The sequence below is a fragment of the Paenibacillus sp. FSL R7-0297 genome, assembly GCF_038009025.1.
Lineage (GTDB): Bacteria > Bacillota > Bacilli > Paenibacillales > Paenibacillaceae > Paenibacillus_AQ.
Genome location: NZ_JBBPAQ010000001.1, coordinates 6,733,205 through 6,759,968, shown reverse-complemented (window position 1 = coordinate 6,759,968; position 26,764 = coordinate 6,733,205). Strand labels below are relative to the sequence as shown.

The window sequence follows — 26,764 nt, the reverse complement described above, 5'->3', positions numbered from 1 at the left end:
CAGGATGAACTCCGGAGCTGTTAATGCCCTGCGGTCGCATTCTCCTTCCGCAGCTTGCTTCCTGCACCGGCTTCCTCTGCGGCAGCCTCTGTCTTAGATTCGCTGGAACGCAGCGGGATCTCCTTCAGGAACAGAACAAGCACGGCTGCAATAACGAGCAGCGCAGTACCGCTCAGGAACACTACCGTCAGGGAGTCGCTCAGCGCCCCGCGCAGCATCTCAATCAATTGATTGAAGAGCGGCCGGATCTGCTCCGGCAGCGTGGTGTGCAGCTCCTTCAGCTTGGGCTGGTCGAGCAGCAGCTGCGGATTCATGAAGGCTGTAAGCTGCTTAGCGGCTTCCGGATCAAGCTTGGACAGGTCAGGGCCTTTGCCTGAGGCTACCACAGATTCCAGCTTATGCGTAAGGGTTGTGTTCATCACGGTACCCATAACGGCAATCCCGATGGTTCCGCCAAGGTTGCGGAATAGGGTGTTGGTAGCCGTAGCTACGCCCAGCATCTGCGGAGCCACGGCGTTCTGTACGGTCAGCGTGAATACCGGCATGGCCAGCCCGAGGCCAATCCCGAACACGATCATGCTGGCCACAGCCATGACGATGCTGTTCATGAAGGCCATCATAATCATGGCGGCGACCATAAACGGCATGCCGATCATGGCGTAGCGCTTGTATTTACCGGACTTGGAGATCCAGCGGCCGGCCAGTGTGCTGAGCACAATCATCATCAGCGACATCGGCATGTTGATGAAGCCGGAATTGGTCGGGGACACGCCCTCGACCCCTTGCACGAAGAACGGCAGATAGATCATTGCACCCATCATGCCCGCATTCATCAGGAAGCCGATAATCATCGAGAGGGTGACAATCGAATTCTTGAACAGGGAGAGGGGGAGCACCGGACTCTTGGCCTTGCGCTCGATCCATATCAGAATGACTGCACTGGCAATGGCAGCCGCGAACAGTCCGAGAATCTCCGGTGAACTCCAAGCATATTTGGTGCCTGCCCAGGAGAAGCCGAGCAGCAGGGCGACGATGCTGAGGGACAGGAAGATGGAACCCGGATAGTCGATCGTTTCGGAAACGGCGCGCGTGCTTTTCGGGAACATTCTCCAGATCATGATGAAGGCTACAATTCCGAGTGGCAGGAAGATCCAGAAGATCCAGCGCCAATCCATATGATCGACCATGAATCCGCCGAGGGTAGGGCCGATTACGCTGGAGAATCCGAAGATGGCCATCATAATTCCCGTCCACTTCGCCCTTTCCCGGGGAGCGAACAGGTCACCTACGGCAGTGACGGTGGCCGACATCAGAATCCCGCCGCCGACGCCCTGTATCCCGCGGTAGGTGATCATCTGATAGATGTTGTCAGACAAGCCTGACAGGAAGGCCCCGATGATGAAAATAACGATCCCGGCGAGCAGGAAGGGCTTGCGGCCGTAGATATCGGATAACTTACCGACCAGCACCGTGGCAATGGTGGAGGTTAGCATATAGATGGTGATTACCCAGGTGTAATGCTCAATTCCGCCCAGGATGGCAATAATCCGGGGCATCGCGGTGCCGACAATCGTCTGATTGATCGCCGCGAAGAACATCGCTGCCATTAAGGCGACCATAATGGTTACTTTCTTTTTTTGCGTGAGATGCTCCATGGCAGGGTACTCTCCTTTGATCCTGAACGTATTATAGTTTGGCATTTTATGATATTCTAATTAGGTAGCCAAACTACCTTTTATGTATAATACACAAATAGTTTAAACACCACAATATTTTTATTTTTTTGCCAGGAGAGAATAGCGGTTTGTATTGATTTTTACATGTTAGGTAGGTAATCTAATGGTATAGATCGGAGGTGTCTCATGAGTGTCCAGGACAGCCGGGAAAGGCAGCTGCTTATCGCACTGGAAAATATAAAACGCCTAACCCCCCGTCAGCAGAGCCTAGACTCTATCCCGCATGGAGAATTTGTAACGATGTTTGTCATTCATGCAGCCATGAAGCAGCAGGAGGCGGATGAACAGGAACGGGGAGGCCCGTGCCGCGGCCTGATGGTCTCCCGGTTAAGTGAGCTGATGCAGGTCAGCCGGCCGACGGCTTCACAAATGGTCAGTGCGCTGGAAGAGAAGGGATACATTGAACGTGTAATGTCCGAAACCGACCGCAGGGTCATTTATATCTGCCTGTCGGCCAAAGGCCAGGCGGTATTCGGCAGCAGAATGGACCGTTATTCGGGTGTGCTGGCCGAGATTATCGATAAGGTGGGTGGGGAGGAGATTGATCAGCTGATCTCAACCTGCGGCCGTCTGATGGAAGCCGTGAACGAGGTGCGGCCACGTGTGATGGGGAATCCGTCCGAATGAGCCGGAATCCGGGTAATTTATAACCCTGTAAGCTGTAACCCTGTAAGCGATGAAGACTTTAAACCATAAATTCCACTTTTGTTAACCGTCTGATTTCAGGCGGTTTTTTCTGTTGCTTGATGTACCGCAGATTGTGCAATGTCCTCTCCACAGCAGGCAATTTCTGCTGGGTCCACACGTAAAGAAGAGAAGGGCAGCTAAGTGGAAAAACGACATCTATTAACGCAGAAACTTCTGTATACGGTAGATTAGTTGGAGAAATAGCATTTGCTGCCACACGGATCGGAGAAGAACGAGGGAAAAGGAAAAATTAGGCGGAGAAAATCCAACTAATCTCCGAGCACCATTCACCATCACAAGGAGCAATAACTGCAGGAAAACTGGATGCCCGACTGAGTTTTGTCCCCCGCGAACAGGGGCAGCTGTACGCCAAACACCGCAGATGTACCTATTCAAGGAAGGCGGCAACCGCCTATGATCAACTCGTATGGAAAGCGCTACCATTATTCGCCGTTCCACCATGAGTAAGCAGAGAGCATGCAATGAGCAAGTTGCGGCAGAAATAGAAAGCGCTTTATAAATTGCCGAGGGGAGCTGGGATATTTGAAGTCTTTGGGTAAGAAAATCGGCTTGTGCCTGCTGATGCTGATCATGACAGCAGCGCAAACCGGACTTGCGGGAACCAGGCAGGATGTAGCGGAGGCAGCTGACAAGGAGCTGGCACAGAAGCCTTATATGGGCTGGAGCAGCTTCAGTATGCAGGTGTATGAGCCTTCAGGGAACTGGATATCGGCGGACAGCATCAAGAAGCAGTCGGATGCCATGCATGAGAAGCTGCAGTCGCACGGCTATGAATACATTAATATCGACGCAGGCTGGAACGGCAGTATGGATGAATACGGCAGACCGGTTCCTAGTACGGAACGGTATCCGGACGGTTTTCAGGATGTCATCGACTATGTCCACAACAACGGGCAGAAAATCGGAATCTACCTGATCCCCGGCTTGTCCATCGACGCCTATAATCAGAATCTTGAAATCTACGGAACTGCCGGTGAATGCCGGATGCAGGACATTGCCGTGCAGCCGCTCAAGATCGTGGATGCCTGGAATGCTTACAGCTACAAGATCGATTTCAGCAACCCCTGCGCGCAAAAGTATATTGATTCCATCGCCGATATGCTTGGCGAATGGGGGATCAACTTCGTCAAATTTGACAGCGTAACTCCGGGGTCGGGAATCAACAATCTGAGTCTTGATGCACGCGGCGATGTGGAAGCCTGGTCCAAGGCTTTGGCCCGGCATGACATCTGGTTCGAGCTCTCCTGGGCGCTCGATCATAATTATGTGGACTTCTGGAAGAAATACGCCAACGGCTGGCGGATCCAGTGGGATGTTGAAGCCTACGACAGCAATGTGGGATTAACCCAGTGGGCCAATATCGCCCGGCTGTTCCCGGATGCTGCCGTATGGTGGCGGGATGCCGGTCCCGGCGGATGGAATGACTTCGATTCGCTGAATGTCGGGAACGGAGCAATGGACGGTCTGACCAAGGATGAACGGCAGACAGCCATGACCTTCTGGGCGGTGTCTGCGGCGCAGCTCTATATCGGCAACGACATGACCCGGCTTGACGACTATGGCCTGCAGCTGCTGACGAATGACGAGGTCATTGCCGTCAACCAGTCCGGGCGTCCTGCCCATCCGGTGTCGATGGATACGAAGCAGCAGGTCTGGTATGCGAATAACGGCGACGGTACCTACAATGTGGCGCTGTTCAATCTCGGCAGCCGCAGTGCAGCAGTGGAGGTGAAGTGGAGCGATATCGGACTCGAAGGTCCCGCTTCTGTCCGCGATCTCTGGAGCCACACGGAGCTTGGAACCTTTGAGGACGGTTACAATGCAGGTGCGCTTGAACCGCATGCTTCGCGGATGTTCAAGGTGACAGCCAAGGAGGGCACCTCGATTGTTAACGATGATGATACCGGACTGCGCTACACCGGCTCCTGGCAGCGTAACGCCGGGAAGGAGCAGGTCCCCGGCAGCCAGGATATGAATATTAGCATCACGGATTCCTCCCCGGCTCCGGGTGAAGGAGAGCCGGGGGACGGCGGGCAACAGGGAGGCGGAGCTGGAGGGGAAGCTGGAGCAGATCCGAGTGATCCGGGAACAGGCAGCGGAGCTTCGGTTACCCGCTCGGTCTATGTCAATGACAGCAATCCGGCCATTGCCTACAGCGGCTCCTGGTCTTCCTCGACCGGCAGATCTGCCGGAGACCACAGGGCAGATGTTCACTATACGGAGCAGAACGGGGACTATTTCCAGTATACCTTCAGCGGTACGGGAATTGAGCTGCTGACGGAGAAGGACCCGGCACAAGGCGATATGCTGGTGTATCTGGACGATGCTGCAAGCCCGGACCGGGTGAGAACGTATACGTCCGGGGATAAGGAAGCCCAGCAGATCGTATATAGCGCTTCGGGGCTGGCGGAGGGGGAGCATACCCTGAAGGTGGTCAAGGACACCGGCCAATATATGCTGCTCGATGCGTTGCGGATTACGGCAGGCCAGCTGATTAATCCGCAGGCAGGCAGCTTCGACAAGGCCCCCGGCAGCCAGGCGGATCTGGAGCTTGCACTGGCAGCCGGCAGCGACTCGCTGCTGGCAATCACGAATAATGGCGTTGCCCTGCTGCCGGGCGCCGATTACACTGCTGACGGCAGCACAGTCATCCTGAATAAGGAGTATTTGTTCAACCAGCCATCCGGCCGGACGGAGCTGGCCCTCACCTTCGACGGAGGAAGCAGCGAGCTGTTCACTGTCCAGATCACAGGCTCCTCTACCGTACGCTACGAACAGATCAACAATGATGATCCGGGAATTACCTATAATGGCTCCTGGTCGCGCAGTACAGGAAGAAACATGGGAGACTACAAGGATGATGTGCAGTACACCGAGCTTAACGGTGATTCCTTCGAGTATGCCTTCAACGGGACAGGGATCAGTCTATATACCGAAGTAGACAGCTCGCAGGGGGATATGGATATCTATGTCGATGGAGAATTCAAAGAAACCGTAAGCGCGTACCGGAACGGCCGGCTGGCCCAGCAGAATCTGTACAGCATTTCCGGTCTTCCGGAAGGCATTCATACATTGCGGGCAGTGAAGAAGTCAGGCCGGTTCATGCTGCTGGATATGCTGAAAGTGGAAATTCCCGACCTCGTTAATCCTGTGGAAGCTGTCTTCGACAAGGCAGCTGCGGCTCAGGCCGATATAGACGTGACGCTGCTCCGGCAGCCGGGCCTGTTCGGGGGTATCCGCCAAGGGTCTTACACGTTGGTGGAGGGTATGGATTATACGCTCTCCGGCAGTACAGTCACGCTCGCGAAGTCCTATCTGGCTGCTCAGTCGGCTGGAACACTTACGCTGACCTTTGAATTCAGCGGTGATTATCAGAACGATGTGCATTACACAGAGCATGATGGTGATTATGTCGAATATGCCTTCACGGGTAGCGGGATTTCACTCGTAGGGCCGACAGGCCCGGATCTGGGAGACATTGAGCTGTACGTGGACGGCGAACTGCGGCAGACAGCCAGCGCCTATAGCGCGAACCGGCAGATCCTGCAGAGTATTGCCGTGATTACGGGACTGGAGGCAGGCTCGCATGTGCTGAAGGCCGAGAAGAAATCAGGCAGTCTTATGCTGGCCGATCAGTTAAGAATCACCTTGCCGGCTGCTAACGAGGGTCCGGGTGAAGAGCCGACGGCAACACCGGCTCCAAGTGTAACGCCGGAACCTGCTGCAACGCCGGAAGCTACAGCCACACCACAGCCCGGAGCCACCGCGCAAACCGGAGGCAATCCGGCTCCGGCAGCAACCGCTTCACCGGCAGTGACCGGGACGCCTACACCGTCTCCAGCAGTGGCTCCGTCTTCTACGCCGGGCATTGCAGAGGAGCAGCATGCTGCATATGCCAAAGGATATCCGGACGGCTTGTTTAAGCCGGACCAGAAAATTAACCGCGCCGAGATGGCGTCACTGCTGTTCGAAGCCATCACTCCGGAGGCAGGCGGAACAGCGGCATCGTTCAGTGATGTAAGCGCAGATTACTGGGCAGCGGCGGCGATATCCGCTGTGGCCGAAGCCGGATTTATGACTGGCTACAGTGACGGCAGCTTCAGGCCCGGGAAGCTGATTACCCGTGCCGAGATGGCGAGTCTGGCAGCCGTACTGATACCGGCAGACACGGCAGACACGGCGGCAGGCCGCGGATTCCCGGATATTGCCGGGCACTGGGCAGAGGCAGCCATCCTGAAGGCGCAGGGTGCCGGAATATTGAGCGGCTACAGCGACGGCAGCTTCAAGCCCGGCAATCCGTTAACGCGGGCAGAGGCGGTTACGGTGATTAACAGACTTACCGGCAGAGGACCATTACGCGGGATGGCAGTTACCCCGTGGCGGGATGTTCCGCTTACCCACTGGGCTTATGCTGACATCATGGAGGCTTCGGTGAATCATGCCTGGAAGCCTGCAGACGGAGGGGGTGAGCAGTTCAGCGGCTCCTGATTCCTAGATTTCTAACATCTGACTAATGTTAATCATCCGCTTGCACTGCCGCTCGCGCGAATCTCGCGCCGGGCGGCAGTGGTCTGCAGCGAGATCGGAATTACTAATAAAAAGCAGTGATGCCGGCCTGCATCGCTGCTTTTTATTAAATTCCCGATTGCCGCCATGCGGGGGCGCAGGACAAAAGCTTGACTGGACGGCAAATTGTTTTAAGCTAATATTATGATAGCGCTACCAATAGAGGGGAGAATCTTACCATGCCCAAGTACTCCAAGGTGTTCCGCAGATTTCTGATCTCCTATCTGGTCATCTTAATCATTCCCAGCATTGGGGGCTACATGTCGTACCAAACTTCAATCTCTGTAACCCAGTCCATTTCGATTGAGAATAGCGTGACCCAGCTGGAGAAAAGCCAGGAGATTCTGGAGCGCCGCATGGCTGAGGTTGAAGGGCTTACCCGGCAGTTGGCCATAAATCAGGAACTGAATGTACTGATGAATGAACAAGGTCGTGAAACGAATGTGTTCGGGATCTGGAGAGCGATGCGCAATGTCCTGACCTTCGGACAGACGAATGATTTTTTGCAGGACTATTATATTTATCTGGCCAATTATGATCTGGTGCTGACTGCCGGCTCCTCCTACCGCCCGGATCATTATTACGAGATCTATCACTACAAGGATCTCCCGCTGGAGGATTGGAAAAAGGAGATTCTGGACCGTACGCACCGGAGTGAGATTAAGCCGCTGAGCGCATACGTAAGTAAAGGTACGTCAACGTCAGTGATTACTTACATGCAGTCGCTGCCGCTGGACAGCTTCAATAATTCTTCGCCGGCTGTCGTGGTGGTTAATATTGACGAGAAGATTATCGCCAGTCTGCTGTCCGGGCTGACCGAGCGTGATGGAGGCTGGGTACATATCAGCGATGCAGAGGGCAATACGATAGTGCTGCAGGGGCAAAATGATGCTTACGTGGATAAGCTGGCTGCTGATCCTTTTTTTGACGCGGATAAGGTAAGCCAGTTCTACAGGGATGATCTCGTGATCACGACCCGCTCCGGCACGAACGGCTGGGTGTACCAGGCGGGGATTCCCCGCAGTGTGCTGATGAAGAACGCGAATACTATTAAGCATATGACCTGGCTGATTACGGTTGGCGCCCTGTTCCTCGGTCTGTTGGCCGGGCTTGTGCTTGCCTACAGAAACAGTATGCCGATTAACCGTCTGCTGGCCGTGATGAAGGAGCAGTTCGGCAAGGAGGATAGCCCCGAGCGCAATGAATTCGACTTCCTGAGCGGGAATATCGCCGACATGATTACGAAGAACAAGCTGCTGGAGACCGAGCTTAACCGTCAGCTGCCGCTGGTCCGGGATGCTTTTCTTAAACGGCTGATCGCCGGGGAATTTGAATCCAGGGAAGAGATTGTCTCGGCAGCCGTGCAGGCGGATATCGGACTGGGTGAAGGAACCGGGTATGCGGGAATTCTGCAGATCAAAGGGTATTCCGGTATGGACAGTGTTGAAATCCTGAATGAGCTGAATGCGGCCCGGCTCCTGCTGAAGCAGACGTTTGCCGAGCTGGCGGGTCCGCTCCCGATGACAGATATGGGTTCGGACAAAATAGTCATCCTGTTCTTCTCCAGCACAGCTGACGGTGGGCCGGCGGGCAAGGAAGATGGGATGGAGCTCCTGATGGATCAGTGGGTTCAGCGGGTGTTTGAGGAATACCGCATTTCAGTGCAGGGCGGCTTCGGGGAGTATTTCTCGTCGGTTACTGAGGTTAGCCAGTCCTTCGAGCAGGCCAGACAGGCACTGGAATATGCCGTATATACGAACCGTAAAGGAGTCATGCGCCATCAGGAGGTGCAGATTGAGAATACGACCTATTATTATCCTCTGGAGACGGAGCAGCGTCTGATCAGTACGATCCGTGCCGGCGAGCTGGCCGAGGCGGAGCGGATTATTGACGCTACTTTTGCGCAGAATCTGGGGCCCCGCGAGCTGTCTATGGAGATGAAGCATCAGCTGATCGGGGAGATGAAGGGCACCTTCCTCAAGCTGCTGGATCAAAAAATATTCATGGAGTCCCCGCTCGGTGAGAGCATCAAACGTCAGATTATCGACATTGACACCTCGTCGCCGATCGAGAGTATTCAGGCAGAATTCCTTGAGCTGACCGGAGAGCTCTGCGGATTCATCACCAACAAAAAGAAGGATGCGCACACCCAGATCATCAAGCAGATGTACCAGTATACCGCAGAGATGTACGCCGATACTGAGCTCACCCTGTACCGCGTCGCTGAGCATGTGGAGCGGCCCGAGAAATATATCTCGCAGCTGTTTAAGGAAGTGACGGGGGTGAATTATTCGGATCACCTGATTAAGGTACGGATGGATGAGGCGGCAATCCTGCTGAGAGAGAGCCGGTACACGGTGGATGAGATCGCGGCCAGAGTCGGCTACAACAGCTCGCATTCTTTCCGGCGGGCGTTCAAGCGGCTGACGGGCATTTCGCCGAGCACCTACCGACAATCGCATGGCGAATAGAACTGATTTCACATGCTCAAGCGGCTGCAGCTGTCCATGGTCCGGACGCGCGGTCGTTTTTTTATTTTCTGGTAAAGTACATCGTTAGAAAAGAACACCATTCAGATAACTGTTGATAAAACAAATTTTCTCATTTTAAATTAGTACCAAGTTGAGGTAGCCGGAAATAGCAGCTGCCTTTAAATGCCCGGAAAGTGGGCGGGATGGCAGTATGAGAGGGATAAATCCCTTTAAATGCGCCGGAAGTGGGCGAGATGAGGAAATGAGGGGCAGAAGTGCCCCTGATTCCGCCAAAAGTGGGCGGGAGGAGGAAATGAGGGGCAGAAGTGCCCCTGATTCCGCCAAAAGTGGGCGGGAGGAGGAAATGAGGGGCAGAAGTGCCCCTGAATCCGCCAAAAGTGAGCGGGAGGAGGAAATGAGGAGCAGAAGTGCCCCTGATTCCGCCAAAAGTGGGCGGGAGGAGGAAATGAGGAGCAGAAGTGCCCCTGAATCCGCCAAAAGTGGGCGGGATGAGGAAATGAGGGGCAGAAGTGCCCCTGATTCCGCCAAAAGTGGGCGGGATGAGGAAATGAGGGGCAGAAGTGCCCCTGATTCCGCCAAAAGTGGGCGGGATGAGGAAATGAGGAGCAGAAGTGCCCCTGATTCCGCCAAAAGTGGGCGGGAGGAGGAAATGAGGAGCAGAAGTGCCCCTGATTTGGACAAGGGATAAGCGGAATCCTGGATGTAAGCGTATGCAATGGCCCCCGGAATCCGGGTGAACTGTACGCAAAATACGGAAATGTACCTGTTCAAGACCGCCACCGGACCTTATGATCGAGTCGTGGAGAAAGCGCTATCACACAATTTAGCCATTCAAACTTAAACACCTGCTTCCCCAGCAAGTTTTACGCAAAATGAACCAACAAAGTAATACGGAAACCAATCACACGCTTCCGAAGCGATTTTTGCACGAGGTACAATCATGAGCACAATCCAACGCAGTACACGCTGGCACAACTTTAGGGGGGGATTAATCTGGAGAAAAATCTGATTTTAAACAACAAGCCGGCTCCCCGGAGCAAAGGCCAGAGCTGGCTCTCGAACGCCGGAAAAAGCATGCTGAAGCACTGGCAGCTCCATCTGCTGGTCATTCCGCCTTTACTGTTTTTTCTGATCTTCAAGTATTATCCGATGGCGAATGCGGTTCTGGCGTTCAAGGATTATAACGTGATCAAAGGCATATGGGGCAGTCCATGGGTAGGCTTCAGGAATTTTGAACTCTTTTTCGAGAATCCGATGTTCTGGACGCTGGTGAAGAATACCATTCTGCTTAGCGGCTTCCTGCTGCTGGCGGGGTTCCCGATTCCCATCCTGCTGGCACTGATGATCAACGAAATCCGCGGCGGACGGTTCAAACGGTTTGTCCAGCTGGTCTCCTTCGCTCCTTACTTTATCTCGACGGTGGTGATGGTATCGATTATTATGCTGTTTCTCGCTCCGCGCCTCGGCTTCGCCAATATTGCCCTGAATTTCTTCGGGCTGCAGTCGGTGAATTTCCTCGGGGAGCCCGGCATGTTCCGCTCAATTTATGTCTGGTCCGATATTTGGCAGACCGCAGGCTATAGCGCCGTAATCTATCTGGCCGCCCTGGCCGGCATCGACCCTACGCTGTACGAGGCCGCCAAGGTGGACGGAGCTTCACGGTTCCAGAAAATCCGCCACATTGACCTTCCGGGCATCGTGCCGACAATTGTGATTATCCTTATTCTGAATGTGGGCAACGTGATGGCGATCGGTTTTGAAAAGGTATATCTGCTGCAGAATCCGCTGAATATCGTCAATTCCGAGATCATCGCTACGTATGTGTACCGGATCGGCCTGCTGAATGCCAATTACAGCTTCGCTACCGCCGTCGGCTTATTCAATTCCTTAATTAATCTGGTCCTGCTGCTCACGGTTAACGGCTTGGCCAAACGAATCACGAACAACAGCATCTGGTAGGAAAGGAGTGCTCGTATGGCCGCTTCACCAGCAATTTCCCAAAAAATCAAAGAATCCACCGGTGACCGGATCTTCCTCACTGTGGTCTATACGGTGCTCATCCTTGTGGTGATAGCCGTACTGTACCCGCTTATCTTCATTATCAGCAGCTCCATCAGCAGCCCGGCGGCTGTAACCTCCGGCCGGGTGTGGCTCTGGCCCGTCGATATTTCCTTCAAGGCGTTCAAGGTGCTGTTCAGTACGCATGAGATTGTTTCCGGCTATGCCAATTCAATTTTTTATACGGCGGCCGGCACACTGATCAGCGTAACCCTGACGGTTATGATTGCTTACCCTTTGTCGCGCAAAGCGTTTTTTGGACGGAATGCGTTAATGATGATCATTACGTTCACGATGATCTTCAGCGGCGGGCTGATCCCCACCTATATGGTGGTCCGGCAGATGCACCTGATCGATACCCGCTGGGCGCTCCTGATTCCGAATGCTATCTGGGTGTGGCAGGTGATCATCGCCCGTTCTTTCTTCCAGGCCTCGATTCCGGAGGAGCTGCTTGAAGCCAGTGAAATTGACGGCTGCAGTGACATGCGGTTCATCCGCAGCATAGTGCTTCCGTTATCCAAGCCGATCCTTGCGGTGCTGGTGCTGATGTACGCCGTCGGACAATGGAATTCCTATTTCGATGCATTGATCTATCTGAAGTCGGCGGATCTGTTCCCGCTTCAGCTGGTGCTGCGCAGCATTATTATCCAGAACAACAGTGCCGGAGCGATGGATGCGATGGCGATGGTGGAACGGCAGCAGATGGCGGAGCTTCTGAAATATGCGCTGATTGTTGTGGCTACGCTGCCTGTGCTGGTGATTTATCCTTTTGTACAGCGTTATTTCGTTCAAGGGATGCTGGTCGGGTCCGTTAAGGGCTGAGGCCTGGCATATACACCTGCAAAGGGGGTGAGTTCATCCGCCGGCAGCAAGAAATATCCACCCTGTTCAACTCAAAAAAAGGGAGTGATTGATTTTGAAGAAAAGCCTTATTAGTTTGTTAATGCTGGTAACGGTACTTACTGTTGTGATCAGCGGATGCTCGGGCAAAAATACAGACAGCTCTTCGGGCGCCCAGGCCACTAGTGGGAATGCAAGCGAAAATACACCGGCGGCAACGGAGCCTGTTGAAGTCAGCGTCTTTGCCGTTCAGGAATCGGGCATTGATATTCCAACCAATAAATTCACCACCTTCCTTCAGGACAAATTTGGCATCAAGTTCGACTGGCAGATCAACCCGTCTGACGGAGCCAAAGAGAAACGCCAGATCTCGCTGGCCAGCGGCGACTATCCCGATGCGTATCTGCTCACTGCCTACATTGATGAATTCTCGCAGGGCGATGTGCTGAAATACGGCCAGCAGGGCGTTCTTGTGCCGCTGAATGATCTGATTGACAAGTATGCACCCAACATTAAGGCAGCGATGGAAAAAACGCCTGCGCTGAAGACGCTGAACACGGCGCCGGACGGCAATATTTACGGGCTGGGTGCTTACACGGAATGCTTCCACTGCTCTTATCCCAATAAAATGTGGATTAACACCGAATGGCTCAAAAAGCTGAATCTGGAAGAACCGAAAACTACCGAAGACTTCAAGCAGATGCTTGAAGCATTCAAGACACAGGACCCGAACGGCAACGGTAAAGCGGATGAAGTGCCGCTCAGCGGTTCCACCGAAGATTTCGGTGTACGGATTATTCCTTATCTGATGAACAGCTTCGTCTATGACGATGACCGCAATTACCTCAACCTGACACCTGACGGCAAGGTCGAATCGGCAGCCATCAAGCCGGAATGGAAAGAGGGCCTGACCTATATCAAATCCCTGTTCGATGCGGGGCTGATTGATCCGGGGGCCTTCACCCAGAATGCTGAAGCGTTCAAGAAAATCGGCGAGAATGCCGATGCGGAAATTCTTGGCGCTGGTGCGGGCATGCACCCTGCCATCTTCATCAACATTGATCCGGGCAACACGCGTTCAGCGCATTACAACCCGCTCGCTCCGCTTACCGGTCCTTCCGGAGTCTCATTTGCTACACATGATGCAGGCGGTGTATCGCCGGGAGCCAAGTTTGTCATTACCAACAAAGCGAGTGAAGAAGCACAGATTGCTTTGATCAAAATGGTGGATTATATGTTCACGCCGGAAGGCCAGACCAACTCGGCCAGCGGGATGAAAGGCATTGACTGGACCGATCCGGGTGAAGGCGATGTGGCACTTGGCAAAGATGTTACACCGGTGATCAAGCAGATTCCGATGAAAGAAGGCGAAGCGCCGCGCAATGCAGGCTGGAGCGGAATGGGCCACTTCTATATGCCGAAGGAATACCGCGATACCTTTGTCCAGGGAACCGATATCTATGCTTCGAACGGCTACGAACGCAGACTGTATGATGCATCGCTGCTGTATCAGGGCCATGAGCCGAGGGACTTGTTCCCGCTGTGGTCCATCTGGATTGATCCGACCGACATCGATGAAGCTAGTATGCTGCAGACGAACCTGAGAAACTACATTGAGCAGAACGAACTGCAGTTCATTACGGGCAACAAGGACTTGAACAAAGACTGGGATGCTTATGTAAAAGGCTTGAAGGATCTGAAGCTGGACCGCTACCTGGAGATTCTGCAGAAGGCTTATGATGTGTCAGCGAAATAAAGCCGGATAGTGCGGAAACGCGGGCGGCCTGAATGCTGCAAAACGGATGCCGGCCTCCTTGGCCGGCATTGCTGTCTGTAGGTATGATGTATCCATTTATTGCTTCTGGAGGTGAACTCATGGGCTACAAGAACAGCGGCGGCAATCCAGGTATGACACCGCGCCGGGGACTGCCCGGGATGAGAAGTAAGCTTGCGGGGAATGCCCCGCTTACAGCCGCTTTTCTGGGCGGCTCAATTACGGAGGGGGCAGGCGCTTCAGATCCGGATGCCGCCAGCTGGCGCGCGTTGACTGGGGCGTACCTGCAAAATTTATATGCAGGCCATCCCGTACGCTGCATCAATGCCGGGGTCGGCGGGACTACCTCCACCTTCGGTGCACACCGGCTGCAGGAGCATGTGCTGCGGCACGGGGAGATAGATCTGCTGTTTGTAGAATTCAGCGTCAATGACGGGGAGGACCGTGAGGAGTCCATTCGCGGTATGGAGGGAATTGTCCGCCAGTGTCGGCGGCTGTCACCGGAGACGGAGCTGATCTTTGTGTACACGGCAGCCGACAAGAATCTGACCGGTTACAAGCCGTTCAATATCGCCGTACATGAGGAGGTGGCCGATCATTATGGCATCCCGTCGATTGACTGTGCGGCAAAGGTGTACACCATGATCCACACAGGTGAGCTGAATTGGAAGAGATTCGCTCCGGATGGATATCATCCGCTGGATGCTGGGCATGCGCTGTATGCCGGCTTGGTGCAGGAGTACTTGCACCAGGCGATTGTGCCATGCGGCGTTCAGCCGGGATGGCTGGAGGAAGCAGGGCGGGAAGCGGGAGCGGAAGTGGCGGTGCCTGGAGAGGAGGCAGGGATGCAAGAGAATGCGCTGCTGATAAAGGAAGCAGGTGAAAAGGCGCTGCTGCCCGCTCCGCTGGACAGCCAAAATTATGAATATGGCGGGCTGCTGGATTACAGTGCCGCTGCCTATTCCGCAGGCTTCCGCATACAAGAGCTCCAGCCTGGGGAGCCGCTGATGAACTGGCGGTTCTCTACGGAGCATGCCCATACAGATGATCCGCAGGAGGAATTCACCTTCACGGTGACGGGACAATGTGCCGGGCTGGTGCTGCTGTACGGGCCGGACTCGGGTATTGTGGAATACTCGCTGAACGGCGGACTTTTCGCTGAAATTAATCTGTTCGATGACTGGTGCCTGAATGCTTACCGTCCTATCCTGGCGTTATTCCCGGTTCAATTGGAACGCGGGGTGCTGCGGATTACCGTCCGCAACACTGAGCACAAGGACAGTCGGAGTACCGGGACCGGCCTGCGGGTACTTAAGCTGCTCTATAATTGACTAGTGCTGCTCAGCCAACTGATGCAGTTCTGTTCTCTGTAACTAGTGCTGCTCGGCAGCTGAATTATCTCTGTTTTCTGTAACTAAAGCTACTCAGAAGCTGCAGCTAATGTGCTGTCTGCTTCATAACCATTCATCAGGGAGGTGGAGGATATTCATCACGTAGTTCATCCCGTAGACGATGACCAGCCGGTTCACCGGACGGTGCTGCGCTTCACCGATTTCGGCGCGGTTCCGGATTCAGGCGGGGATACCCAGCCTGCGATGCGGCGGGCCATAGAAGCCGCAGGCAGGCTGGAAGGACCGGTGCTGCTGGATTGCCCGCAGGGCAGCTATCATTTCTACCCGGATCACGCACTCCGGGTTCCTTACTGCATCACCAACACGACAAGTGAGGAAGAACATCCGGATGTGACCAAGACCGCCGGTCTGCTGCTGAAGAGGCAGCATCAGCTGACGCTGGAAGGGAACGGCTCGCTATTCGTCTTCCACGGCAAGCAGACTATGCTGATTCTGGACGAATGCACGGACCTGGAAATCCGCAACCTGCATCTGGATTACAGCCGGCCTACTGTAGCCGAGATGACCGTGGACTGCTGCGGTACTGACTGCTGCGAAGTCACCGTTCATCCGGATTCACGGTATGAACTGAACGGCGGCAGGCTGGACTGGATCGGCGAAGGCTGGCGGTTCCGTGAAGGTCCGATGCAGATCTGCGATCTCCTGCAGAACATAACCTGGCGGACTGAGAACTGGCTGGCAGAGGCGCGGCATGTCGAGGAGATCAGCCCGCACAGGCTGCGATTCTATTTCGCATTCCAGCCGGATGCTGTCCCGGGGAACGTCCTGCAGGTCAGGGACGGCATCCGTGATCAGGCGGGAATCCTCATCACCGAGAGTTCCGGCATTACGTTTCAGAACGTAGGGATACATTTCATGCACGGGCTGGGGATTGTCGGCCAATTCAGCCGGGATCTTACCTTCTTGCAGCTGGATTTGTCACCGCGTCCTGAAACCGGACGGACCGTGGCCGGGTTCGCCGATTTCATTCATCTGTCCGGCTGCAAGGGACGGGTCCGGATTGAAGACAGCCGCTTTACCGGAGCACACGATGACGCCATTAATGTTCACGGTACCTATCTGCGGATTGTGGGGCAGCTGGCGGAGGATGCGCTGAAGGTCCGGTTCATGCATCCGCAAACGTATGGCTTCAAGGCCTTTCACCCGGGGGACGAGATTGAGTTCGTCCGCGCGGATTCCCTGACAGCTTATGCTGTCAGCCGGGTTGCCAGTGTTCTTCAGCTGAATCCGCGTGAACTGATGCTGACGCTGGACGGGCCGGTCCCGCCGGGTATCGGCGGGACCGATGTCATTGAGAATGTCACCTGGACCCCCGAGCTGGAGATCACGGGCAATGCTTTTGCGCGGATTCCGACCCGGGGGATTCTGGCAACTACCCGGCGCAATACGGTAATCAGCGACAATGGATTTGAGCGGATGCAGATAAGCGCCATTCTGGTCGCTGCCGATGCGGAGTCCTGGTATGAGTCCGGGGCAGTCAGGGATATGACGATTACCGGGAACCGGTTCATTGCATGCGGCAGCCGCGAAGCCCCTGTCATCGACATTGCTCCGGAGAATAAGGAAGCTGACAGGGATGCACCGGTGCACCGGAATATATGCATAGAGAATAACATCTTTGAGATTATGGATGCCCCTGTACTCAGTGCCAAAAGCACGCAGGGACTGGTGTTCAGGCACAACGATATTGTTGCTTTGGCGGCAGATGGCAGGGATAAGGGCAGGGATAAGCACTCCAGTCTTGAGGAGGCAATCCGGCTGACAGCCTGCAGCGGGGCAGACATCTCTGGGAATTCATTTGATGTGGAGGAGCAGTGAAGATGCAGAAGAAGCCGGTTATCTTTCTGGACAGCGGAGACACGCTTATCGATGAAGGCACGGAGCTTCGCGACGGGGAGGGCATTGTTATCTGTGCACAGCTCATTCCGGGGGCGGATATGCTGGTCAGGACGCTTTTCGAGCGGGGATACCTGCTCGCGCTGGTTGCTGACGGAGAGGTCCGGTCCTTTGACAATATCTATTCGCAGAATGGACTGGATCAATATTTTTCGGCGAAGATCTATTCAGGGCATATTGGGGTAGAGAAGCCGGATCCGAGAATGTTCAGAGCGGCAGCTGATGCGCTCGGGCTGGGGCCGTCCGATTATTCCCGGATTCTGATGATGGGCAATAACCTCAGTAGGGATATCAGGGGAGCCAATGCACTGGGGATGATCAGCGTGTTTCTCAGCTGGACGCCGCGTTATCCCCTGGTCCCCGCAGATGAAGAGGAGGTACCGGATTATACAATCAGTGAACCGCTGCAATTGCTTGAGCTGGTGGAACGATTAGTCGCGGAGCTGCGGCCAAGCTGACTGAAGGGGCTTGGGGGAAATGCGTCAGATCGCGTTATAGATCGGAAGATCGCTGCATGGCAACCGGATAGTTCTGTTTTTATAATGAGATCAGACTTTGAGTGCAGGTCCGGGAGATCTGCCGCCTGCAAGGTTCAAAACGCATAAAAGGGAGGCAAATCATGCGAACTGACAGCGAAATTGGCGTACACGTAGAACTCAAAGAAGGGGTTCTGGTCCGTATAAATAATGGCCTGCTGGAGCTGGACATCGATCTGGCGACAGGGGAGGCTTCCTGCACCAGCAGGAATTCCTCCGAAGTGAGGGGGATGCGCAGCGCATACCGCTGGAACGGCCGGGAATATCATACCGGAAGCTATGAGAGCCATCAGCTGAAGGAGCAGCACGGGATTGTTCAGGACGGATTCGGCAGAGGCATTCATCTGATTGTCCTGCACGAGTCGGCAGAGCTTCCGCAGCTGGAGCAGCATTTTTATATTTATGAGCAATCCGCATTTGTCCTGCTGCAGAGCGTAATGGCCAGTGATTCGGAGCTCCGGATCAATCGTATGGCAGTCCTTCAATCCGGGGAAGTGTCCCTGGACGGGGAGTCCGGACCGGCGGATGTAAGTGTGCTGCGGGTGCCTTATGACAATGACAAATGGGTCAGATATACGGTGGAGAAGCCGCCGCTCCAGACGGAGAGCTACGAAGTAACAGCATTGTTCCGGCCGGACAGCCGCCGCGGAATAATTCTCGGTTCCCTCACCCATAAGGTATGGAAAACCGGAATTAAGGTGAAAAGCGGGCAGGCCGGAGGAATCTTGGATTTGGAGCTGTACGGCGGTGCCGCAGGCGAGATGACCCGCGACTTTCAGCCGCATGGATATGTTAAGGGGACAAGTGTAGAATCACCGCTGGTATGGCTGGGCTTCTATGAGGATTACAGAGAAGGTCTGGAAGCCTACGGACGGGCCAACACCTGGATCGAAGCTCCGCTGCCATGGGCAGGAGGGGTGCCGGCCGGCTGGAACAGCTGGTCCGCCGCGATGAGCAACCTGGATTATGACCTGTACACTTCAACCAGTGATTTCCTGAAACAGGAAGTACAGCCGCTCGGATTCCACAATGAGGACACGCTGTACATCAACTTCGATGCTTTCTGGGACCAGCTGACACCGGCCGAAATGGCGGATGCGCTGAACGTGGTGCGGAACAACGGCCATAAGCCCGGCACCTATTGGACGCCTTTTGCCTTCTGGGGCAGTCCCGCCCAGTTCGGTAAGCCTGTTGAAGGGACGGACGGCAAATACACGTACGCCGATATCCTTCTGCGGGACAGTGAAGGCGAGGTTCTGCCCGATGTGGACGGCGGTCTGGCTATTGATCCTACGCACCCGGGCAGCGTACTGAGAATCGACTGGTTCACGGACAAATTCATTGCTGAGGGATTTGAGTATATCAAGCTGGATTTCCTCGCGCATGGTGCGCTGGAGGGACAGCACCACAATCCGGAGATTACCACCGGGATTGCGGCTTATCATTACGGGATGTCGTACTTGCAGCAGAAGCTCTCACCGGAAGCGGCAGGCCGACCATTCTTCATCAACCTGTCTATTGCTCCGCTGTTCCCGTATGCATTCGCGCACAGCCGCCGCGTATCCTGTGACGTCTTCGGTACGCTTAAGGACACGGAGTACCTGCTTAACTCACTGACGCATGGCTGGTGGATGAATAACACGCTATACCGCTATAACGATCCCGACCATTCGGTGCTGTATAAGAGCTTCAACCAGGAGCCGACCGGATGGCATGAGGGAAGAAGCCGGCTGACGGCTTCGGTCATTGCAGGTACGGTTCTGCTGCTGGGCGATGATTTCCGCAAGGAGGAAGCGGCCATCCGGGCCAAGGCATGGCTCGGCAACAAGGATATCATGGATGTGGCCCGTCTCGGGAAGACCTTCCGGCCGGTTGAAGGCGATCTGGGCGAGCGGGCTTCCGATGTCTTCGTGCTTGAAGCTGCTGAAGAGGCAGCCTTCTATCTGGCTGTCTTCAACTTCGATGATGCACAGGCTGCGCATAAATCCGTCCCGCTTGCGCGCGCCGGGCTGGATGCCAAGGCGGCTTACATTCTTCAGGATCTGTGGGAAGGCACGCAAGGAGAAGTATCCGGTGGTGAGCTTTCAATAACACTAGAACCGGCAGAATCGAAAATTTACAAGCTGATTGTAAAGACATGGCAGACAGGAGAATGAGGGATGAACGACTATAGATTGTGGTATTCGGCCCCCGCGGAGGGCTGGGCTCAGGGGCTGCCTCTGGGTAACGGCAGATTAGGGGCCGTTGTGATGGCTGCTCCGCACCGTGAAGTGTGGAGCATGAGCGAGGTTACCTATTGGTCGGGACAGACTGACCCGGTGCCTGCCTCCGGAGGGGGCAAGGCTGCGCTGGAAGAGATGCGCCAGCATTTCTTCAGCGGGGACTACGACGCTGGCGACCGTCTTGCCAAGCAGCATCTGCAGCCTAAGAAGCAGAATTTCGGTACGAACCTCGGATTATGCGAGGTGGTGATTGAATTTGCGGAGCAGAAGCAAGAGCGGGAGCATGAATCAGGAGATGCCGGGCACTTCCGGCGGGAGCTGAATCTGACGAACGCGGTGGCTGGAGCCGTGTATCAGGGCAAGAGCGCAGCGCTGCACCGTGAGGTTTTCGCCTCGCATGCCGGCAATCTGGTGGCTTCAAGAATCTGGAGCGGTCTGCCGGGCGAAGTGTCCTTTACGCTGAGTCTGGTGAACGGAACGGAGTCGTTCACAGCGGCAGCCGTGGATGATGAAACGCTGGAATTCAAGAGCCAGGCAACAGAACGTATACACAGCAACGGTGCTTGCGGGGTCCATGCCAAAGGGTTGGTCAAGGTGGCGGTATCCGGCGGTACGATTCATAGCGGGGACGGCAAGCTGACAGTCACCGGAGCCGATGAAGCGCGGATTTACTTCGCCGTCAGCACCGATTACCGCCGTACAGATACGGACTGGGAATCAGACAGCCGCTGCACACTGGAGCAGGCAATGGGCAAGGGGTACGAACTGCTGAGGGAAGAGCATATTGCCGATTACCGCCGGGAGTACGACAAGGTAAGTATTCAGCTGGGCCGCTCAGACAAGGCGGATCTCCCTACCGATCAGCGTATTCAATCCCTGGCCCGGGGCGGCGGGGAGGATCCTCAGCTGTTCGCGCTGTTCCTGCAGTACGGACGATATCTGACAATCACCGGCTCACGGGCGGATTCACCGCTGCCGCTGCATTTGCAGGGCATCTGGAATGACGGTGAAGCCTGCCGGATGGGCTGGAGCTGCGACTATCACTTGGACGTTAACACACAGATGAATTATTACCCTACGGAGATTACGAATCTGGGGGACAGTCATCTTCCGCTGATGCGCTATATTGAAGAGCTGGCACAGGTTGGAAGATCGACCGCAAGCCAGCTGTATGGCAGCGGGGGCTGGGTCGCCCATGTCTTCTCCAATGTCTGGGGATTCACACTTCCGGGCTGGGAGACTTCATGGGGACTCAATGTAACAGGCGGACTATGGCTCGCCACCCATCTGATCACGCATTATGAATATACCCTTGACCATAAATTCCTAGAGCAACAGGCTTATCCTGTACTCAAAGAGGCTGCAACCTTCTACCTGGATTACATGTGTGTCCATCCCAAGTACGGATGGCTGGTTACCGGCCCGGCCAATTCGCCGGAGAACAGCTTCTATCCCGGTGATCCCGGTGAAGGAGCGCAGCAGCTGTCCATGGGACCGACCATGGATCAGATTGTGGTGCGGGAGCTGTTTGAATTCTGCCTGATGTCGGCGGAACTGCTGGACAGGGATGAAGCGTTCCAGCGGATGCTGCGGCAAGCTATATCTAAGCTTCCGCCGCTTCAGATCGGCAAGAAGGGCCAGCTGCAGGAATGGCTGGAGGACTATGAGGAAGCCCAGCCGGAGCACCGGCACCTGTCCCATATGTTTGCACTATATCCCGGCAATGGGATCACTCCCGGCCGGACACCGGAGCTCAGCAGGGCAGCCCGAGTGACACTGGAGAACCGGATGCTCCAGAATGAGCTGGAGGATGTGGAGTTCACCGCGGCTTTGTTCGGGCTTGGCTTTGCCAGGCTGCATGACGGGGAGAAGGCCTACAAGCACATCTCCCACCTCATCGGCGGCCTGTGTTTCGATAATCTGTTCACCTATTCCAAATCGGGTATAGCCGGAGCGGAGAGCAATATCTTCGTTATCGACGGAAATTTCGGCGGTACGGCTGTTATTGCCGAGATGCTGCTGCAAAGCCATGCCGATGAGATACACCTGCTGCCTGCTCTTCCGGCCGCCTGGAGCACAGGAGCGGTATCCGGCCTCCGTGCCAAGGGGAATGCCGAAGTGGACGTTGCCTGGCATGACGGCCGGCTGACAGCAGCCGAGGTCCGCACCTTCTCTCCGGGAATGGTTACGGTACGCTGGGGAGATCAAAGAACTTCCTTCCTGGCAGAAACAGGCGGAAGCTACAAATTGGACAGCCGGCTGGAGCTGTTATCATGATACAGGCGGGGGGCGAAGGTTGCCCCCGTCTTTTCAATTAAATTAAAAAGACCTTAGACATCCACTACAGCGAAGATGCATATTTTGGTTGCCCTTTGTTCTTCTCAATTCCAATGCTGGAGAATTAGGCAATAAAATCATAGATTTCGGCTACCCCAGCATTGGACCTGAATGGAATAATAAAACTGCGGAACCAAATATGAAGTCATGGTAGAAAGGAATGTTTGAAATGAAAATCAACAAAACACCTCCCCATCCGTATATCGGGATGTGGGAAACTACTGATGGTTATGTGCGGCATGAATTGCTGCCTAACGGCCGTTATGATGAGGCGCGCGGGAATCGAAATCATGCTTATCAGGGATGCTATACCATTCTGGGCGATCATATCGAATATGTGGATGATACAGGCTTCACTGCTGACGGTGATTTTCGCGATTCGGTGCTCTATCACGGGGGCATGGTTTTTTACCGGAAAGAGTAGAATAAATATTCAATAAAAAGCGAAAAAAGCACTGCACTCTCAAGAAAGAGAATGTGCGTGCTTTTTTTATTGCGGATTCATTCCCAGGAATCTGCGTACATCCCTAATGGGCGGCTGACCGAACAAGCGGGCGTACTCACGGTTGAACTGCGTGGCACTCTCGTAGCCAACCTGATAAGCAACACTTGTAGCATCGCTCATTGTCGCAAGGAGAAGCCTTCGGGCTTCGGTAAGCCGCAGTCGCTTTTGGTACTGGAGGGGGGTCATGGCCGTTACTTCTTTAAAGCAGGAAAAAAAAGACGATGTGCTCATTCCAGCTGCTTTCGCAAGATTATCCACTCGCATGGGTTCTGTATACTCCCGGTTAATCTGTTCAATCACGGGGACAATTCGCTGGGCGCGGCTGCCCAAGAGAGCGAAGTTCCGTATGGTGTTCCCCTGTTCGGTCTGCAGCATGCGGTAAAGAATCTCGCGCACTGCATAAGGGGCCAAGGCAGGCAGGTCTTCTGGAGTATCTAGCAAACGAATTAGACGTAAGATGGCTTCATGAAGTGAATTGCTCATCTGGCCGATAACTAGGGCGCGATGAGATTTATGTCCTGTGTTTTCTGTGAAATAAGGTTGTTGAATTATATCCAGTATTTGATCCATCTCGAATTGAAGCTGCAGAGACAAGTATGGTTTCTCCGGAGAGGCATCAATTACTTGACCGGTAATCGGCAGGTGCACAGATGCGACCAAGTAACTGCCAGGATCATAAAAATAGCTTTCCGGGCCTAACAGTACTTGCTTGGCGCCTTGGGCAATCACACACAGGGATGGCTTGTATACTGCAGGAACCGGCTCGGACACATCGGAAGAACGAACAAATGAAAGAGCGTGATAAGCGGTAATGATAGTTCCGTCCTGTATGGCAAGACGTTCAATTCGTTCGGTCAATTCAGTCAACGGTATTCTCCATTCTGTAGGTCCTTTAATATACTTTATTACTTTTTGGAGAATTAGGCAATTCTTTAGCAGCTTTCGGCTAACTCAGGGTAGGAAGTTACCGCCATAATGAAGATGTAACAACGAGCTTATTTCATTAATTCATAAAGGAGAGATGCTGCATGTCTGAATTAAAAGAGAAAGTAGTGCTTATTACCGGTGCCAGCAGTGGTATCGGTGAAGCAACCGCCAGATGGCTCGCTAAGCGCGGCGCGAAGGTAGTGCTCGGAGCACGACGGACGGACAGGCTGCAAAAACTGGCGGAGGAAATCAGAAATGAGGGTGGTATGGTGGAGTACCAGCTACTTGATGTAACCGATTTTGAGCAGATGAAGGCGATTGTCCAATTTACCATAAATCAATTCGGACGTCTTGATGCTCTCGTAAATAATGCTGGCGTGATGCCGCTGTCACCGCTTGATGCATTGAAGATCGAGGAGTGGAACCTCATGCTTGATGTCAATGTTCGTGGTGTACTGCACGGAATCGGAGCTGTAATTCCGATCATGAAGAAACAGAATTTTGGTCATATCATTAATATCGCCTCTGTCGGTGCCTATACCGTCTTTCCAAAATCAGCGGTGTATTGCGCTACCAAGTTCGCGGTCCGAGCAATCACAGAGGGCCTACGCCAGGAGATGGGGGAGACCATTCGTACAACAGTTATTTCTCCTGGAGTTACCGAATCGGAATTAGCTGATACTATCACAGATGAGTCAGCACGTGAGATGATGGAATCGTTCCGGGCTAATCCACTTCCGGCTTCCGGCATTGCCCGCGCCATTGCCTATGTCCTTGAACAGCCTGCGGAAGTGGATGTGAATGAATTGATTGTGCGACCAACGGGGCACCCGGCTTAAATCGTATACTAGCTTTGAAACAAGAAATATAGCAAATTGTCAGGATAAAGGTATTAGACTCGCATAGCGATTGCAGCCACTTACGACGGCAAATCATCGCTACAGAGTCTAATGCTTTTTGTTATATGACGAGAGCCAGGCTTGCGTGTAATACCCTTCGCATTTCCAGCAAGAGCTGCTTTTTGTTCCAGAGTAACCGGTAACTCTAGGCAGCGCAGATAATGACTTCCATCGACGATTTTAGAGCAGAAGCGGTATACTCCTAATTAACGAACTATACCTGAAAATGACTTTCTTTGTTCCGGGCCATCGTTGAATGGCAGGAAAAGAATATAATTGGAGTGGAAGCAGGCAGCAAAGAGGGGGGACTCCGGTGTACAGCATTTTTCTGGTAGATGATGAAGCACTTGAACTTGAGACGCTGAGAGACTATATACGCTGGGAAGAGATGGGGATCTATGTCGTTGGCACAGCCGGCAATGGCAGGGAAGCCCTGGAGAAGATAGAGGCTACCCGGCCGGACATTGTGCTTACGGATGTGCAGATGCCCATTATGAACGGCATTGATCTTGCCCATACCCTTAATGAACGTTATGACTGGATTCAGGTGATGTTCTTAACCGGGCACGATGAATTCCATTATGTGAAATCCGCCCTCCATGCAGGAGCTGTCGGATATTTGCTGAAGCCGCTTGATCTGAGTGAAATTGAGAGCGTTATCACCAAAGTGAAGCAGCTCTGCGAGGAATCGCGGATGAAGCTTCGTTCGATAGAGGCTGCCAAAGCCAAGATCCTCAAGGAGCTTTCCTGTGAAAAAAATACGGAACTTGCCGCCGGACTGGCGAACAGCTTCAGTCTGCTGGCACGCCTGCCGGAGACGACCCGTTATGCCTTGGCATTATTCAGCGTTGATCCTAAGGAAGCAGAGGGGGAGCAGCAGAGTCTGGAGGAATGGATGAGCAGGCTGGAGGCTTATCTCGGTCATTTTTTCAAGATGAAGAATGTGGATACGGTCTTTGTACCCTATAAGGAAGGGGAAGTAGGAGTCTATATGGAAGCTGCGAAGCAGCCGGGCCACTATGCCTGGGAGGACCTCGCTGAGGCTATGCGCAGGGCGCTGGATTTCACAGTAACCGCTGCTGTAGGCGGGCAGGAGTCCACTCTCCCCTATATCCATGAATTGTATGAACAGACGCGTGTGATCCTGAACGAGCGCTTCTATGAAGGTGCGGGCAAAATCATTCATGGCGATGCGGTCCGTGGCCAGTTCTACAGCGAACATCTGCCGCCATTTGAGCGGAAGGAATGGTTCAATACGATCAATCAGCTGGATTTCGGGGAGGCTGCACAGCAGCTCCACCGGTATTTCGGGGGATTGGCCACGCTGCGGGTCAAACAAAAAAACATTTGCGACTGGGCCATTAATCTGACGGACGAACTGCTGGCGCTGCACGAGCCGGCCCCTGAAGGCTTCAAGCGCGCGGAGCTGTATCATTCCATCTATAATGCGCTGACGCTGCATGAGATTGAAGATCTGATTCTGGGTACGGCGGAAACTGCTGTGAGCATGCTGGGTGAGCGTTTGCTGGACAAAAATGCAAAGCTCGTCCACAAGGTCCGTACCGTGATTGACCAGCAGTATGATCTGCCGATTACGATCAACAGCCTGTCGGAGCAGGTGTATTTGTCGCCGAACTATTTACGGTCTATTTTCAAGGATAAGACCGGTATGACGATTCACGATTATCTGACACGCATCCGGCTTGGCAAGGCGAAGGAGCTGCTGGCAGACGGCTCGCTTAAGGTTCAGGATATTGCACAGCGTGTCGGCTATGAGAGCACATCGTATTTTATATCCTTGTTTGTGAAGAATCTGGGGGTCACTCCGAACGAGTTCCGTAAAAGTATGTGAGCGT

At 53.9% G+C, this 26,764-nt stretch carries 16 protein-coding genes; 14 read left to right on the top strand and 2 right to left on the bottom strand.

Annotated elements, in window-relative coordinates; all coding sequences use genetic code 11:
• Positions 1-20: 20 nt before the first annotated feature.
• The gene (locus tag MKZ24_RS29330; protein WP_340789321.1) at positions 21-1,655 is read right to left on the bottom strand and encodes an MDR family MFS transporter; all 1,635 of its coding nucleotides are present in this window, start codon (positions 1,653-1,655) and stop codon (positions 21-23) included.
• A 207-nt stretch (positions 1,656-1,862) separates the two neighbouring features.
• Between MKZ24_RS29330 and MKZ24_RS29325 the strand changes: the two genes are divergently transcribed.
• The 12 genes from MKZ24_RS29325 (at position 1,863) to MKZ24_RS29270 (ending at position 23,001) form a co-directional block, all read left to right on the top strand.
• Positions 1,863-2,363 carry a MarR family winged helix-turn-helix transcriptional regulator gene (locus MKZ24_RS29325; protein WP_042233925.1) on the top strand — a complete coding sequence of 167 codons (501 nt, stop codon included), beginning with the start codon at positions 1,863-1,865 and terminating at the stop codon, positions 2,361-2,363.
• Between the two features lie 603 nt (positions 2,364-2,966).
• Entirely contained in the window at positions 2,967-6,932 is a 3,966-nt protein-coding gene (locus tag MKZ24_RS29320) for a X2-like carbohydrate binding domain-containing protein (RefSeq protein ID WP_340789320.1), read from the top strand.
• Between the two features lie 257 nt (positions 6,933-7,189).
• Positions 7,190-9,481, top strand: coding sequence for a helix-turn-helix domain-containing protein (locus MKZ24_RS29315; protein WP_340789319.1), 2,292 nt, complete (start codon positions 7,190-7,192; stop codon positions 9,479-9,481).
• A gap of 1,095 nt (positions 9,482-10,576) precedes the next feature.
• Entirely contained in the window at positions 10,577-11,461 is an 885-nt protein-coding gene (locus tag MKZ24_RS29310; RefSeq protein ID WP_042233931.1) for an ABC transporter permease, read from the top strand.
• Positions 11,462-11,476: 15 nt separating this feature from the next.
• Positions 11,477-12,382, top strand: a complete 906-nt coding sequence (locus MKZ24_RS29305; RefSeq protein WP_340789316.1) for a carbohydrate ABC transporter permease — start codon at positions 11,477-11,479, stop codon at positions 12,380-12,382.
• A 94-nt stretch (positions 12,383-12,476) separates the two neighbouring features.
• On the top strand, positions 12,477-14,156 hold the full coding sequence (locus tag MKZ24_RS29300; RefSeq protein WP_042233935.1) for an extracellular solute-binding protein: 1,680 nt from the start codon (positions 12,477-12,479) through the stop codon (positions 14,154-14,156).
• A gap of 119 nt (positions 14,157-14,275) precedes the next feature.
• A complete protein-coding gene (locus tag MKZ24_RS29295) occupies positions 14,276-15,505 on the top strand; it encodes an SGNH/GDSL hydrolase family protein (RefSeq protein ID WP_340789315.1) in 1,230 nt (409 codons plus the stop codon).
• Positions 15,506-15,649: 144 nt separating this feature from the next.
• On the top strand, positions 15,650-17,404 hold the full coding sequence (locus tag MKZ24_RS29290) for an alpha-1,3-galactosidase-related protein (protein ID WP_340789314.1): 1,755 nt from the start codon (positions 15,650-15,652) through the stop codon (positions 17,402-17,404).
• Between the two features lie 2 nt (positions 17,405-17,406).
• Positions 17,407-17,940, top strand: a complete 534-nt coding sequence (locus MKZ24_RS29285; protein WP_042233937.1) for an HAD family hydrolase — start codon at positions 17,407-17,409, stop codon at positions 17,938-17,940.
• Positions 17,941-18,101: 161 nt separating this feature from the next.
• Complete coding sequence (locus MKZ24_RS29280) at positions 18,102-20,174, top strand: alpha-galactosidase (RefSeq protein WP_340789311.1); 2,073 nt, start codon at positions 18,102-18,104, stop codon at positions 20,172-20,174.
• A 3-nt stretch (positions 20,175-20,177) separates the two neighbouring features.
• The gene (locus MKZ24_RS29275) at positions 20,178-22,517 is read left to right on the top strand and encodes a glycoside hydrolase family 95 protein (RefSeq protein WP_340789309.1); all 2,340 of its coding nucleotides are present in this window, start codon (positions 20,178-20,180) and stop codon (positions 22,515-22,517) included.
• Positions 22,518-22,746: 229 nt separating this feature from the next.
• Positions 22,747-23,001 carry an Atu4866 domain-containing protein gene (locus tag MKZ24_RS29270; RefSeq protein ID WP_042233942.1) on the top strand — a complete coding sequence of 85 codons (255 nt, stop codon included), beginning with the start codon at positions 22,747-22,749 and terminating at the stop codon, positions 22,999-23,001.
• Between the two features lie 66 nt (positions 23,002-23,067).
• On the opposite strand, the gene MKZ24_RS29265 is transcribed toward MKZ24_RS29270, so the two are convergent.
• The gene (locus MKZ24_RS29265) at positions 23,068-23,949 is read right to left on the bottom strand and encodes an AraC family transcriptional regulator (protein WP_340789305.1); all 882 of its coding nucleotides are present in this window, start codon (positions 23,947-23,949) and stop codon (positions 23,068-23,070) included.
• 161 nt (positions 23,950-24,110) lie between these two features.
• On the opposite strand from MKZ24_RS29265, the gene MKZ24_RS29260 reads away from it, so the two are divergent.
• Positions 24,111-24,848 carry an SDR family oxidoreductase gene (locus MKZ24_RS29260; RefSeq protein ID WP_340789303.1) on the top strand — a complete coding sequence of 246 codons (738 nt, stop codon included), beginning with the start codon at positions 24,111-24,113 and terminating at the stop codon, positions 24,846-24,848.
• Positions 24,849-25,221: 373 nt separating this feature from the next.
• The gene (locus MKZ24_RS29255) at positions 25,222-26,760 is read left to right on the top strand and encodes a response regulator (RefSeq protein WP_340789300.1); all 1,539 of its coding nucleotides are present in this window, start codon (positions 25,222-25,224) and stop codon (positions 26,758-26,760) included.
• Positions 26,761-26,764 lie beyond the last annotated feature (4 nt).

Bases quoted from the DNA above. Each gene is read 5' to 3' on its own strand.
- MKZ24_RS29295 (WP_340789315.1), top strand. From the start codon at position 14,276: ATGGGCTACAAGAACAGCGGCGGCAATCCAGGTATGACACCGCGCCGG.
- MKZ24_RS29270 (WP_042233942.1), top strand. From the start codon at position 22,747: ATGAAAATCAACAAAACACCTCCCCATCCGTATATCGGGATGTGGGAA.
- MKZ24_RS29310 (WP_042233931.1), top strand. From the start codon at position 10,577: ATGCTGAAGCACTGGCAGCTCCATCTGCTGGTCATTCCGCCTTTACTG.
- MKZ24_RS29285 (WP_042233937.1), top strand. From the start codon at position 17,407: ATGCAGAAGAAGCCGGTTATCTTTCTGGACAGCGGAGACACGCTTATC.
- MKZ24_RS29330 (WP_340789321.1), bottom strand. From the start codon at position 1,655: ATGGAGCATCTCACGCAAAAAAAGAAAGTAACCATTATGGTCGCCTTA.
- MKZ24_RS29315 (WP_340789319.1), top strand. From the start codon at position 7,190: ATGCCCAAGTACTCCAAGGTGTTCCGCAGATTTCTGATCTCCTATCTG.
- MKZ24_RS29280 (WP_340789311.1), top strand. From the start codon at position 18,102: ATGCGAACTGACAGCGAAATTGGCGTACACGTAGAACTCAAAGAAGGG.
- MKZ24_RS29260 (WP_340789303.1), top strand. From the start codon at position 24,111: ATGTCTGAATTAAAAGAGAAAGTAGTGCTTATTACCGGTGCCAGCAGT.
- MKZ24_RS29305 (WP_340789316.1), top strand. From the start codon at position 11,477: ATGGCCGCTTCACCAGCAATTTCCCAAAAAATCAAAGAATCCACCGGT.
- MKZ24_RS29275 (WP_340789309.1), top strand. From the start codon at position 20,178: ATGAACGACTATAGATTGTGGTATTCGGCCCCCGCGGAGGGCTGGGCT.
- MKZ24_RS29325 (WP_042233925.1), top strand. From the start codon at position 1,863: ATGAGTGTCCAGGACAGCCGGGAAAGGCAGCTGCTTATCGCACTGGAA.